This window comes from Pseudomonas sp. GW821-FHT12A04 (genome assembly GCF_058807755.1).
Window position 1 is genome coordinate 542,062 of the sequence record NZ_JBXAQZ010000001.1, and the last position, 12,372, is coordinate 554,433.

Annotated in this window: 10 protein-coding genes; 6 read left to right on the forward strand and 4 right to left on the reverse strand. The window is 60.6% G+C overall.

Annotated features, from left to right (window positions below):
* Positions 1–73 precede the first annotated feature (73 nt).
* The 5 genes from AC1RS8_RS02325 (at position 74) to AC1RS8_RS02345 (ending at position 4,336) form a co-directional block, all read left to right on the forward strand.
* Positions 74–883: a MetQ/NlpA family ABC transporter substrate-binding protein gene (locus AC1RS8_RS02325; RefSeq protein ID WP_493162287.1), complete on the forward strand. Its 810-nt coding sequence runs from the start codon at positions 74–76 to the stop codon at positions 881–883.
* A gap of 2 nt (positions 884–885) precedes the next feature.
* Positions 886–2,007, forward strand: a complete 1,122-nt coding sequence (locus tag AC1RS8_RS02330) for a methionine ABC transporter ATP-binding protein (RefSeq protein ID WP_489339543.1) — start codon at positions 886–888, stop codon at positions 2,005–2,007.
* A complete protein-coding gene (locus AC1RS8_RS02335) occupies positions 1,997–2,641 on the forward strand; it encodes a methionine ABC transporter permease (RefSeq protein WP_057712488.1) in 645 nt (214 codons plus the stop codon). The genes AC1RS8_RS02330 and AC1RS8_RS02335 overlap by 11 nt, the downstream gene beginning before the upstream one ends.
* A gap of 523 nt (positions 2,642–3,164) precedes the next feature.
* Positions 3,165–3,521: a DUF6124 family protein gene (locus tag AC1RS8_RS02340; protein ID WP_493162290.1), complete on the forward strand. Its 357-nt coding sequence runs from the start codon at positions 3,165–3,167 to the stop codon at positions 3,519–3,521.
* A 185-nt stretch (positions 3,522–3,706) separates the two neighbouring features.
* The gene (locus AC1RS8_RS02345) at positions 3,707–4,336 is read left to right on the forward strand and encodes a class I SAM-dependent methyltransferase (protein ID WP_090452475.1); all 630 of its coding nucleotides are present in this window, start codon (positions 3,707–3,709) and stop codon (positions 4,334–4,336) included.
* 99 nt (positions 4,337–4,435) lie between these two features.
* Here the strand turns inward: AC1RS8_RS02345 and AC1RS8_RS02350 are convergent, their stop codons facing one another.
* Genes AC1RS8_RS02350 through AC1RS8_RS02360 form a run of 3 tightly spaced genes read right to left on the reverse strand, consistent with a single transcriptional unit; the run spans position 4,436 to position 9,647 of the window.
* On the reverse strand, positions 4,436–7,486 hold the full coding sequence (locus tag AC1RS8_RS02350; protein WP_057712490.1) for an efflux RND transporter permease subunit: 3,051 nt from the start codon (positions 7,484–7,486) through the stop codon (positions 4,436–4,438).
* A complete protein-coding gene (locus AC1RS8_RS02355; protein WP_489339541.1) occupies positions 7,483–8,547 on the reverse strand; it encodes an efflux RND transporter periplasmic adaptor subunit in 1,065 nt (354 codons plus the stop codon). Before AC1RS8_RS02355 ends, AC1RS8_RS02350 begins: the two co-directional genes overlap by 4 nt.
* Positions 8,544–9,647 carry an efflux RND transporter periplasmic adaptor subunit gene (locus AC1RS8_RS02360; RefSeq protein ID WP_057712492.1) on the reverse strand — a complete coding sequence of 368 codons (1,104 nt, stop codon included), beginning with the start codon at positions 9,645–9,647 and terminating at the stop codon, positions 8,544–8,546. Before AC1RS8_RS02360 ends, AC1RS8_RS02355 begins: the two co-directional genes overlap by 4 nt.
* Positions 9,648–9,824: 177 nt before the next feature.
* Between AC1RS8_RS02360 and AC1RS8_RS02365 the strand changes: the two genes are divergently transcribed.
* The gene (locus tag AC1RS8_RS02365) at positions 9,825–11,021 is read left to right on the forward strand and encodes an AAA family ATPase (RefSeq protein ID WP_489339540.1); all 1,197 of its coding nucleotides are present in this window, start codon (positions 9,825–9,827) and stop codon (positions 11,019–11,021) included.
* A 441-nt stretch (positions 11,022–11,462) separates the two neighbouring features.
* Here AC1RS8_RS02365 and AC1RS8_RS02370 read toward each other — a convergent pair whose 3' ends face one another.
* Entirely contained in the window at positions 11,463–12,245 is a 783-nt protein-coding gene (locus AC1RS8_RS02370) for a MetQ/NlpA family ABC transporter substrate-binding protein (RefSeq protein ID WP_007972924.1), read from the reverse strand.
* Positions 12,246–12,372: the final 127 nt, after the last annotated feature.

The following is a 12,372-nucleotide window of genomic DNA, read 5'->3' on the forward strand; positions in this document are numbered from 1 at the left end:
GTGGGAGCGAGCTTGCTCGCGAAGAGGCCCGAACAGACACCACAAACTTAATGCACTGACTGGATAACTCATCATGAAAAAGCACTACCTCTCTCACCCAGTCAAAGCACTGGCCCTGGCCCTCGGCCTGTTCAGCTCGGTGACCTTCGCCGCCGAAGCCCCGCTGAAAATCGGCACCACCGCCGCCTTCGCCATCCCCCTGGAAGCAGCGGTCGAAGAAGCCGGCAAACAAGGCCTGAAGGTCGAACTGGTGGAGTTCAGCGACTGGATCGCGCCGAACGTCAGCCTGGCTTCAGGCGACATCGACGTGAACTACTTCCAACACATCCCGTTCCTGGAAAACGCCAAGGCCGCTTCGGGTTTCGACCTGGTGCCTTTCGCGCCGGGGATCATCAACAACGTCGGCCTCTACTCGAAGAAATACAAAAGCTTCGACGAACTGCCCCAAGGCGCCAGCGTGGCCATCGCCAACGATCCGATCAACAGCGGCCGTGGCTTGCAGCTGCTGGCCAAGGCAGGGCTGATCACCCTCAAGCCCGGCGTCGGCTACAAGGCCACCGAAGAAGACATCATCGCCAACCCGAAGCACATCAAGATCCTCCAGGTCGAAGCCGTGCAACTGGTACGTGCCTATGACGATGCCGATCTGGTGCAGGGCTACCCGGCCTACATTCGCTTGTCGAAAACCTTCGACGCGGGCTCCGCGCTGCTGTTCGACGGCCTCGATCACAAGGAGTACGTGATTCAGTTCGTGATCCAGCCCAAGAGCAAAACCGACCCGCGCCTGATCAAATTCGTCGACATCTACCAGCACTCACCGGCTGTGCGCGCCGCGCTGGATAAAGCCCACGGCAAGCTCTATCAAGCCGGCTGGGAAAGCTGAGCATGACCGCCGCCATCCAACGGCGACTGGAGATTCCAGAGCCGCAAAGCGCAGAGCGCACTGAGCTGCATCCCGAACTCAACCATGCCCACGTACGCTTCATCGGCCTGGGTAAAACCTACAACGGCCAGCAAGGACCGGTGGCCGCGTTGCACGGCATCGACCTGGCGATCCAGCGCGGCGAAGTGTTCGGCATCATCGGCCGCCGCGGCGCCGGCAAGTCGTCGCTGATCCGCACCATCAATCGCCTGGAACAGCCGAGCAGCGGTCGGGTGCTGATCGATCAAGTGGACATCGGCGAGTTCGATGAAGACCGACTGGTGGCGCTGCGACGGCGCATCGGCATGATCTTCCAGCACTTCAATCTGATGTCGGCCAAGACCGTTTGGCAGAACGTCGAACTGCCTTTGAAAGTCGCTGGTGTGCCCAAGGAACAACGCGAGCGCAAAGTCCGTGAACTGCTGGAACTGGTGGGTTTGCAGGCCAAACACAAGGCTTACCCGGCGCAGTTGTCCGGCGGGCAGAAACAGCGCGTGGGCATTGCCCGGGCGCTGGTGCATGACCCGCAAATCCTGCTGTGTGACGAAGCCACCTCGGCACTGGACCCGGAGACTACGCAGTCGATTCTCGGCCTGCTGCGCGAGATCAATCAACGCCTGGGCCTGACCATTGTGCTGATCACCCACGAGATGGCGGTGATCCGTGAAATCTGTGATCGGGTGGTGGTGCTGGAGCACGGGAGAATCGTCGAGCAAGGCCCGGTCTGGGAAGTGTTCGGCAATCCACAACATGAGGTCAGCAAGACATTGCTGGCGCCGTTGCAACACGCATTGCCGCATGAACTGCAAAGCCGTCTGTTGGCGCAATCGAGTGCCTGCGACGCCGCTGTGGTCCTGCGCTTGCAGTTCACCGGCAGCCAACGCAACGAACCGGATCTGGCGGCACTGTTCAGCGCCCTCGGAGGCCGCGTGCGATTGTTGCAAGGCGGCGTGGAACGGATTCAGGGCCATGCGCTTGGGCAACTGCTGCTGGCGGTGACCGGCTCGTCCCTCGATGCCGAGGAGTTGTGTCAGCGCGCCTCTCATTGGGCGCAACAGGTGGAGGTACTGGGTTATGTGGTTTGATCGCCTGCTGCAGGGCTTTATCGACACCTTCCTGATGGTCGGCGTGTCGTCATTGATCGCGCTGTTGGCGGGCATTCCGCTGGCAGTGATCCTGGTCACCAGTTCCAAGGGCGGCATCTACGAAGCGCCAGCGCTGAACCGCGCTTTGGGCGCATTCGTGAACTTGTTCCGCTCGGTGCCTTTCCTGATCCTGATGGTCGCTTTGATTCCGTTCACCCGGCTCATCGTCGGCACCACTTACGGCGTGTGGGCCGCGGTGGTGCCGTTGACCATCGCCGCTACGCCTTTCTTTGCGCGCATTGCCGAAGTCAGCTTGCGCGAGGTCGACCACGGCTTGGTCGAAGCGGCGCAAGCCATGGGCTGCCGGCGCTGGCACATCGTCTGGCATGTGTTGTTGCCGGAAGCGCTGCCGGGGATTGTTGGCGGGTTCACCATCACCCTGGTGACGATGATCAACTCCTCGGCCATGGCCGGGGCGATTGGCGCCGGTGGACTCGGCGACATTGCCTATCGGTATGGATATCAGCGGTTTGATAGCCAGATCATGTTGACGGTGATTGTGCTGCTGGTGGCGTTGGTGGCGGTGATTCAGCTGGGTGGGGATCGGTTGGCGCGGGGGTTGAACAAGCGCTAAGCACGTTGCGAACACCCTTTGTGGCGAGGGGGCTTGCCCCCGTTCGACTGCGCAGCAGTCGCAAAACCGGCGTACTCGTTGTTTCTGACATACTTCATTGCATGGTTATGGGGGCGCTTCGCACCCCAACGGGGGCAAGCCCCCTCGCCACAGGTGATCACCCCCCCTGACAGGGAAGTTTTCGTACAGGGAAATCAGCCATTCCGCAGGCCTATTCCCTTTCCTTTGCAGGAAGTTTCCTAGATCATTTCGCTCGCTTGCGCCTGCCAAATCCGGTGGCTAGTCTCGGTCCGTCACTGCTCATCAGTGATCGGGTTTAGTAGCCCGGAACAATAGGCGCATAGCGATTCCATGCTCATGTCCGGCAAATTTTGCCGCATGCAGAATATGGTGGCTGTGCGTGGGGCACCTTCGGGTGCACCGGTTTTCCTATTGACCGGCCTACTAACCTGCGTACAGCCGCCACCCAATCGTTTAGTAGGCGATAAGTGATGGCTCCCATGCAGCAATAGGAGCAACACTCATGGAAAAATCCGTACCCGATCCTCCTCCCGAAAATCCCGACAACGAAACCATCACCGAAGACCCGCTCAGAGATCGCTCCGTGCTTTATCGGGCCATCGATTTCTACCTCACCGGCAAGCAACCCGCACCGCCCGATGAACTGCGCTTCTACAACGTCAGCAAAGACGTGAGCTTCGAAGACACCCAGCTCTATGTTGCCGATCTGCTGCGCTGTGCTTCGGTCACGGCGTATCAGTGTGCCGATCAACTCAAGGGCGCCGACCGTGCGATGGTGTACTCGATCTGGCATTTGCTGGAGATTGCCAAGGCAATGGTTGATCACTCCATTGAATGTCTGGGGATGAAAAAGGGCTGAACCATCTGTTGTCAGTACCAACGCCATCGCGAGCAAGCTCGCTCCCACAGTTGATCCTCAGTGCAGACCAAATTTGTGCACGGCGCGAATCATTGTGGGAGCGAGCTTGCTCGCGATGGGCTGCGAAGCAGCCCCCGGCATGATGGCGTATATTCGACCCATCCCACTTGCCCGCGCAGCCGACCATGAAGCAAACACCCGACGACCTCGAACAGATCACCGCCACCACCCTGGGCCATTACAACGCAGTGGCCGAAGACTTCCGTGAAGGCACCCGCGATCACGACGTCAGCCAGAACATCGATGCCCTGCTGCGGCACATTCAGGGCGAGGCGCCTTTCGACATTCTCGATTTCGGCTGCGGGCCGGGTCGGGATTTGCAAACCTTCACCCGCATGGGGCACAGGGCTGTCGGCCTCGACGGTTCGGAAAAACTCGCGCAGATGGCCCGTGAGGACAGTGGTTGCGAGGTCTGGCAGCAGGACTTTTTGAAGCTTGATCTGCCGGCCGAGCGTTTCGACGGGATCTTTGCCAACGCGGTGCTGTTTCATGTTCCGCGTCAGGAATTACCACGGGTGTTGAAGCAGTTGTGGGGAGCGCTGAAACCGGGTGGGGTGTTGTTCAGTTCCAATCCCCGTGGCGAGAATCAGGAAGGCTGGAACGGGCCGCGTTATGGGTCGTATCACGACCTGGCGGCCTGGCAGCATTTGTTGATCGAGGCGGGGTTTGTGGAGCTGGAGCATTACTACCGGCCAACAGGGCTGCCGCGGGAGCAGCAGCCCTGGTTGGCGAGTGTCTGGCGTAAAGCTGTGTAGCCCATTCGGACGCCATCGCGAGCAAGCTCGCTCCCACAGTGGATTGCGGTCAACCTGTGGGAGCGAGCTTGCTCGCGATGAGCGCGAAGCGCTCGCTTTTTAAACAGCGTCTTTCTTCGGCTCGCGAATCTTGTACCAGGCCACATACAGCGCCGGCAAAAACAGCAGCGTCAGCAAGGTGGCGATGACGATCCCGCCGATCATCGCGTAGGCCATCGGCCCCCAGAACACTTCCCGGGCAATCGGGATCATCCCCATGCTCGCCGCCGCCGCAGTCAGCAGGATCGGCCGGCGCCGATGTTCGGTGGCCTGCACCACTGCATCCCACGGCGCATAGCCCTTCAGTTCGTATTCCTCGATCTGGGTCACCAGGATCACCGAGTTGCGAATGATGATACCGATCAGCGCCAGAATCCCGAGGATCGCCACGAAGCCCATGGGCGTGCCTGTCGGCACCAGCGCGATCACCACGCCGATCAGCCCCAGCGGCGCGACGCTGGCCACCAGGAACAGCTTCTGCACGCTGTGCAGCTGGATCATCAGGAAGGTCGCCATCAAGAACAGCATCAGCGGCACAACTTTGGCAATCGGTCCCTGGGCCTTGCCGCTTTCCTCCACCGTACCACCGGTGGCGACCTTGTAGCCCGCCGGCAATTTGGCAGCGAAATCGTCGATGGACGGCTTGAGGATTTTCACCAGGTCCGTCGGCTGGATCTCGTCGCGTATCGCCGCCTTGATGGTGATGGTCGGCAGGCGATCGCGACGCCACACCAGCGGCTGCTCCAGTTCGTAGCGCACCGTGGCGAACGCCAGCAGCGGTATCGACGTGCCGCTTGGCGTGACGATTTGCAGGTTCTGCAGGGTTTCCGGCGTACCGCGTTCGGAATCCACCGCGCGACCGACCACGTTGATCAGGTAAATGTCGTCATCGACCTGGGTCACTGACTGGCCGCTGACGATGCCGTTCATCAGGTTGGCCACATCCTCCGAAGACAACCCCAACTGCCGCGCCTTGTCCTGGGCGATGTCGATCCGCAGCACTTTGCCCGGTTCGTTCCAGTCGTAGATGATCTCGCCAATGTGCGGGTTCTTGTCCAGCTCAGTGGCCAGGTCGATGGCATGTCGGCGCACCTGGTCGACGTCCTTGCCGCTGACCCGGTACTGGATCGGACGCCCTACCGGCGGGCCCATTTCCAGTGCCTGGACATAACTGCCGATGCCAACGAAGTCGTTGCGCAAGCGCTCGCGAAGCTTCTGCATCATGGCCTCACGGGTATGGCCTTTGCTGACGATCACCAACTGCGCGTAGAACGGGTTTTGCAGTTGCTGGTCCAGTGGCAGATAGAAGCGGATAGCACCCTGGCCGACGTAGGTGCTCCAGCGCACGATGTCCGGATCGTCCTTGAGCGTGGCTTCAAGGCGATCGACGGCCCGGCGGGTTTCGTCGATCGAGGCGTTTTGCGGCAGGTTCAGGTCCACCAGGATTTCCGGCCGATCCGAAGACGGGAAGAACTGGTTCTGCACGTAGCGCATGCTGAACACCGCCAGTACAAAGCACAGTACGGTGATGCCAATGGCCCACCAGCGATTGCGCATGCACCACAGCAGCCCGCCGTTGAACGCCTTGCCGATACGCCCGGGTTCGCCTTCATGGGGTTTCACGTTGGTACTGAGAATGTGCACGCCGATCACCGGCGCAAACAATACCGCCACCACCCACGACACCAGCATCGCGCAGGCAATCACCGCAAACAGGGTGTAGGTGTATTCACCGGCCGAGCTGGCGTTCAAGCCGATCGGCACGAAGCCCGCCACCGTCACCAGCGTGCCGGTGAGCATCGGGAACGCCGTGGAGGTGTAGGCGAAGGTCGCCGCCTGCTCCTTGGTCTCGCCCAATTCCAGACGCGTGACCATCATTTCCACGGTGATCATCGCATCGTCCACCAGCAGGCCGAGGGCGATGATCAGTGCACCGAGGGAAATCCGCTGCATGGTGATGCCGCTGTATTCCATGAACACGAACACCATCGCCAGCACCAGCGGGATCGAGCACGCCACCACCAGCCCGGCGCGCACGCCAAGGCTGACGAAGCTGACCAACAGTACGATCACCACGGCCTCGAACAACGCGCTGGTAAAGCCGCCAACGGCCTCCTCCACCACTACGGCCTGGTCGGAGACGTTGTCAATGCCGACACCGACCGGCAGGTCGGCGGTCAACTGGTCAATACGGGTGTGCAGGGCCTTGCCGAACGCCTGGACGTTGCCACCCTTCTGCATGGCAATCGCCAGGCCGATGGCCGGTTTGCCGTTGAAGCGGAATTCCGGCGAGGCCGGATCGACGTAGCCGCGGCTGATTTCGGCAATGTCGGCCAGACGATAGAAGCGGTCATTGAGCTTGAGGTTGACCTCGGCCAGGTCTTTCTCCGAAGCGAACTGCCCCGAAGTGCGCACCGAAATCCGCTCCGGCCCGGCCTCGATGACACCCGCCGGGGTCACGGAGTTCTGGGTTTGCAGGCTCTGCACCACCTGACGCTGATCGATGCCCAGCGCAGCGAGTTTGCGTGTGGAGAAGTTCAGGTACAGCACTTCGTCCTGCTGGCCGACCATTTCGATCTTGCCCAGCCCCGGCACGCCGCGAATTTCCATGCGGGCCTGTTCCACGTAGTCGCGCAACTGACGCATGGTCAGGCCGTCGGCGGTGAAGGCGTAGATCGACCCGAAGACGTCACCGAACTCGTCGTTGAACGACGGCCCCTGTATGCCTTGCGGGAATTGGTATTTGATGTCGTTGATCTTCTTGCGCACCTGGTACCAGATTTCCGGGATGTCCTTGGCACTGGTGGTGTCGCGCAGGTTCACGTACACCGTCGATTCGCCGGGGCGCGTGTAGCTTTTCACATAGTCGAGGGAGTCGAGCTCCTCGAGCTTCTTCTCGATCCGGTCAGTGATCTGTTCGAGGGTTTCCTCCTGGGTCGCCCCCGGCCATTTGCTCTGGATCACCATGGTCTTGATGGTGAACGAAGGGTCTTCTTCGCGCCCCAGGTTGAAATACGAGAACACACCCATCAACAACGCGACGAACATCAGATACCAGATGAACGACTGATGCTTGAGGGCCCATTCCGAGAGGTTGAAAGGCCCTTTCATTGACTGTCCTCGTCGATTTTCACTTGTTGCCCCGGCTTGAGGCTGTTCACACCGGCACTGACCACCCGCTCGCCGTTCTTCACGCCGCCAGCCAGCACCACGGTGCTGTCGGTACGGCTGATCACGGTGATGTCACGGGGGGAGACGGTTTTATTCTGTGCATCAATCACCCAGATGCGTGGCTTGCCATCGACCTCCTGCAGCGCGGTGACAGGCAACTCGATACGCGGCTTGATCGCCGAGCTCAGGGTGACGCTGATGGCTGTGCCGAGGCGAAAGCCATCTGGTGTTTCAGCCAGGCTCAGGCGGGCGCGACGGGTGCGTGTGGCGCTTTGAGCCTGAGGTTCGATTTCACGGATGATGGCGGTGGTGTTGATGCTCGGATCCAGCTGCGCAGCGACCAGAAACACCACATCGCTGGGCAGTTGATCGACCAGGGTATCGGGCAGGTCGATCACCGCTTCCTTGATGTCCGGTTGCGCCAGAGTCACCACTTGCTGACCGGCCGTTACCACTTGCCCGGCCTCGGCGCTCCATTGGGTGACCACGGCTTTATGGTCGGCGCGCAGCTCGGTGTAGCCCAGTTGGTCCTTGCTCTGGTTGACGGCCGCCCGGGCCTGATCGAGGGAGGCCTGGGTGGTTTTGAGGTCCGTGTTGGCCTCGTCGAGTTGCGCTTGCGCGCCGACCCCACGATCAAACAAGGCTTGCTGGCGCAGGGCACTGGCCTTGGCATTGATCAGTTGCGCCTGAATTTTCGACAGGTCGCCCTGGGCCGAACGCAATTGGTTCTGCTGGTCGGAAGGGTCGAGGGTGGCGAGCAGCGTCCCCTTCTCCACCTCGGCGCCGACATCGACGTTACGGCTGGCGATTCGCCCGTCCACGCGGAAGCCGGTATTGCTTTCATAGCGCGCCTGGATGCTACCGGCGAAGCGGCCCAGGTCCTCTTCGCTCAAGGTCTGGACCTTGATCGACAACACCGGCCGTACCGGCGCCGGCGGCGGTTCGTTTTTGGAACAGGCGCTCAGCACCAGCCCGATGGACAACGCCCATAAAGGCTTCATGGCTTGGCTCCCCACGTCAGATCCTTGTAAGTGTTTTCGGCAATTTCGACTTCCATGTCCGGGTGCAAGAGTTGTCCGCCGGCGATGATGACTTTGTCCCCGTCCTTCAACCCGCCGCTGATGATGACCTTGCCGGTCAGGTAGCGGCCGACCGTGACTGAATGCAATTGGGCCTTGCCCTTGTCGTCGACAATCCAGACAGCGGGGGCACTGATGTTTTTGGTCAGCGCCGACCACGGCAACTCGATGACCGACTTGCCCGATCCGCTGGCCGTGGCACTCACCACCGAACCCAACTGCATGCCGTCGGGCAGTTTGTCGAGGCCGACCTTGACCTGCACGGTTCCGGATTGCGCCGACACCGCCGGGGTGATTTCGCGTACGGTGCCAGTGGTTTTGATCGCAGGGTTATCGACCAGGCTGAGGACAATGGTGTGATCTCTCGGCTTCTCGGCCAGCAGCGATTCATAGACGTTGAACACCGCATCCCGGTCGCCGTCACGGGCCAGGCTGAAGATCGGCATCGTCGCCTGCACCACCTGGCCGACTTCCGCCTGGCGCTCGGTAATGATCCCCGGTGCATCGGCGATCAGCGCCGTATAGCTCAACTGATCCTTGGCATTGGCCAACTGCGCCTTGGCAGCGCTCAGGGCGCTCTGGCTGCTGTGCAAGGTTGCCTGGGCCGAGTCGTATTCGCTCTGGCTGGTGTAACCCTTGGGCAGCAATTTTTGCTGACGCACGAACGCCGCCGCACTTTGCGTCACCCGCGCCTGTTCGGCGACGACTTGCGCCTGGGCCGAATCGACATTGGTCTGCAAATCCTTGGGGTCGAGCCGGGCCAGCACTTGCTTGGCGGTCACTCGATCACCGACGTCGACCGAGCGCTGGATGATCTTGCCACCCACGCGGAAAGACAGCTCCGTCTGTACCCGGGCCTGGATATCACCGGTGAGGGTAACCGGGACCGCGTAATCGGCCGGCTTAACGACTTGCACGAACACCCGTGGCAGGTATTCCTGCACGGGTTTTTTCTCGTCGCAAGCCGTCAGCAGGGTGACGACACTCAAGGCCATGACTACTTTAAATCCGGGAACCACCATGCAAACTCCTTGGCCTTTTCCATGTACAACTCGACAGAGAGCTTAGAACAGGATTGGAACCTTGCACGAGCGTCTTATGAAGAAAAAGCTCACACTCTTTCAGCCCTGAAACACTTGCCATAGACGCGTGTGCATGCCTGACAATGAGCCCCGGTCGATCCCCCCTCAGGAACCCAAATGCTCAAGACCCTCGCGGTGGCCAATTACCGTTCGATCAACAAACTGGTGATCCCGCTGGGACGGCTGAATCTGATCACCGGCCCCAACGGCAGCGGCAAGTCCAACCTGTACCGTGCGCTGCGCCTGCTGGCGGAAACCGCCCACGGCGGGGTGGTCAATGCCCTGGCCCGTGAAGGTGGCCTGGATTCGACCTTCTGGGCCGGCCCGGAAACCATCTCCCGGCGCATGCGCACTGGCGAAGTCGCCATCGAGCCCACCGTGCGCCAGGGCGTCAAACGCCTGCGCCTGGGGTTTGCGGGAGAGGATTTCGGCTACTCGATCAGCCTCGGCCTGCCCGATTCCAACGGCCATTTCATGCTGCCCGGACGCAGCACGCCGATACCGTCTTACTTCAGCCTCGACCCACAGATCAAACGCGAATGCCTGTGGGCCGGAGCGTTCTATCGCCCGGCCAGTCTGCTGGTCGATCGTGACGGCCCGATGATCCGTGCCCGCGCCGATCGAAAGTGGGATGTATTGGCGCAGCACACGCCGACTTTCGACAGCCTGTTCGATCAGGTCGGCAGCCTGCGCAGTTCGCCTGAAGTGCTGGATATGCGCGAGTCCATCCGCCGCTGGCGCTTTTACGATCACTTTCGCAGCGATTCCGACGCCCCGGCGCGACAACCGCAACTGGGCACCCGCACGCCGGTGCTGCACCACGACGGACGCGATCTGGCGGCGGCCTTGCAGACGATCATCGAAATTGGCGACCCCGAGGCCTTGCGGGCGGCGATCAGCGACGCCTTCCCCGGTGCACGACTGAACATCGAACCTCTGCCGGGTGGGCGCTTCGCCATCGAGTTCTTTCAGGAAGGTTTGTTGCGGCCGCTGTCGGCTGCCGAGTTGTCGGACGGAACGTTGCGTTACCTGCTGCTGGTCGCGGCGCTGCTGACGCCACGCCCGCCGACGCTGATGGTGCTGAACGAACCGGAAACCAGCCTGCACCCGGATCTGCTGCCGGCGCTGGCGCGCTTGATCATCCGCGCGTCCGAGCAGTGTCAGGTATGGGTGGTGTCCCACGCCCGACGTTTGATTTCGGCGTTGCAGGAGGACCCGGAGTGCAATTGCATCGTGCTGGAGAAGAACCTCGGACAGACCGGGATTGTCGGGCAGCGGATGCTGGATGAGCCGGCGTGGTATTGGCCGGAGTGAACGGCGCGTAATTTGACGGGAGATGGAAGACGTCTATTTTCCCTTGCGCCGTAGGAAGGATCTTTTTTTCGAAACGCCTCTCCAAGGACGAACCACTTTTGGCCAGACTCCCGGCCAAAATCTCACAAGGACGAGAACATGGCAGACGTACAACCGCCGCAACGGCTGGATCCGCAGGACATTCTGAAACTCTTGATGGCGTTGCGCAGGGCATTGGAGGCCAGGCCGGCCTGAGCAATTCAGAGTCAACTGGCTCCCTGTGGAGGGGGCTTGCCCCCGTTGGGCTGCGAAGCGGCCCCAAACAGATCTCCCGCGCTCCCCTGGGCGAATGCTGCGGCCCGACAAGCCCCCTCGCCACAGTTAAATCGAGCACCCATAAAAAAACGCCGACGCTAAATCAGCCGTCGGCGTTTGAAACCTTGAAGGGGTTTGCTTCGCGAATCAGAACGCAGGCAGTACCGCGCCGCTGTACTTCTTCTCGATGAAGGCTTTCACTTCCGGGCTGGTCAGGGCTTTGGCCAGTTTCTGGATGGCAACGCTGTCCTTGTTGTCCGGACGGGCCACCAGGAAGTTCACATAAGGCGAATCGGCACCTTCGATCACCAGGGCGTCTTTAGCCGGGTTCAGACCCGCTTCCAGCGCGTAGTTGGTGTTGATCATGTCCAGGTCGACCTGATCCAGCACACGCGGCAACATCGCGGACTCAAGCTCCTTGAACTTGAAGTTGTGCGGGTTCTTGGCGATGTCTTTCGGCGTGGCCAGGGCGTTTTTCGGGTCTTTCAACTCGATCAGGCCAGCTTTCTGCAGCAGGATCAGGGCACGGCCGCTGTTGCTGCCTTCGTTCGGGATGGCGATGGTCGCGCCGTCTTTCAGTTCAGCCAGGGTTTTGACTTTCTTCGAGTAGCCGCCGAAGGGTTCAACGTGAACACCGATCACGGTTTCCAAGTGAGTGCCTTTGCCTTCGTTGAAGCTCTTCAGGTACGGCAGGGTCTGGAAGTAGTTGGCGTCCAGACGCTTCTGATCGACCTGCACGTTCGGCTGAACGTAGTCGGTGAAGACTTTGATTTCCAGGTCCACGCCTTCTTTGGCGAGGGTTGGCTTGATCAGCTCGAGAATCTCGGCGTGTGGAACCGGGGTCGCGGCAACCACCAGTTTCTCGCCAGCCTGGGCCAGGCCCGCGGTCAGGGCAGCCGCCAGTGCGGTGAACAACAGAACCTTTTTCATGCAGTGTCCTTATCGAAAATCACAGTCGCTTGTGGCGACGGCTTGAACATGAGAGTGCCAGTGAAGTGCTATCGCTGGCGTAAAGCGGACAATACCGGGATTTTTTATTCCCGAACAATAACTTTTA

Excerpts from the sequence above, each read along its gene's own strand:
- AC1RS8_RS02360 (WP_057712492.1), bottom strand. The coding sequence starts at position 9,647 with ATGGTGGTTCCCGGATTTAAAGTAGTCATGGCCTTGAGTGTCGTCACC.
- AC1RS8_RS02365 (WP_489339540.1), top strand. The coding sequence starts at position 9,825 with ATGCTCAAGACCCTCGCGGTGGCCAATTACCGTTCGATCAACAAACTG.
- AC1RS8_RS02355 (WP_489339541.1), bottom strand. The coding sequence starts at position 8,547 with ATGAAGCCTTTATGGGCGTTGTCCATCGGGCTGGTGCTGAGCGCCTGT.
- AC1RS8_RS02345 (WP_090452475.1), top strand. The coding sequence starts at position 3,707 with ATGAAGCAAACACCCGACGACCTCGAACAGATCACCGCCACCACCCTG.
- AC1RS8_RS02335 (WP_057712488.1), top strand. The coding sequence starts at position 1,997 with ATGTGGTTTGATCGCCTGCTGCAGGGCTTTATCGACACCTTCCTGATG.
- AC1RS8_RS02330 (WP_489339543.1), top strand. The coding sequence starts at position 886 with ATGACCGCCGCCATCCAACGGCGACTGGAGATTCCAGAGCCGCAAAGC.
- AC1RS8_RS02325 (WP_493162287.1), top strand. The coding sequence starts at position 74 with ATGAAAAAGCACTACCTCTCTCACCCAGTCAAAGCACTGGCCCTGGCC.
- AC1RS8_RS02340 (WP_493162290.1), top strand. The coding sequence starts at position 3,165 with ATGGAAAAATCCGTACCCGATCCTCCTCCCGAAAATCCCGACAACGAA.
- AC1RS8_RS02370 (WP_007972924.1), bottom strand. The coding sequence starts at position 12,245 with ATGAAAAAGGTTCTGTTGTTCACCGCACTGGCGGCTGCCCTGACCGCG.
- AC1RS8_RS02350 (WP_057712490.1), bottom strand. The coding sequence starts at position 7,486 with ATGAAAGGGCCTTTCAACCTCTCGGAATGGGCCCTCAAGCATCAGTCG.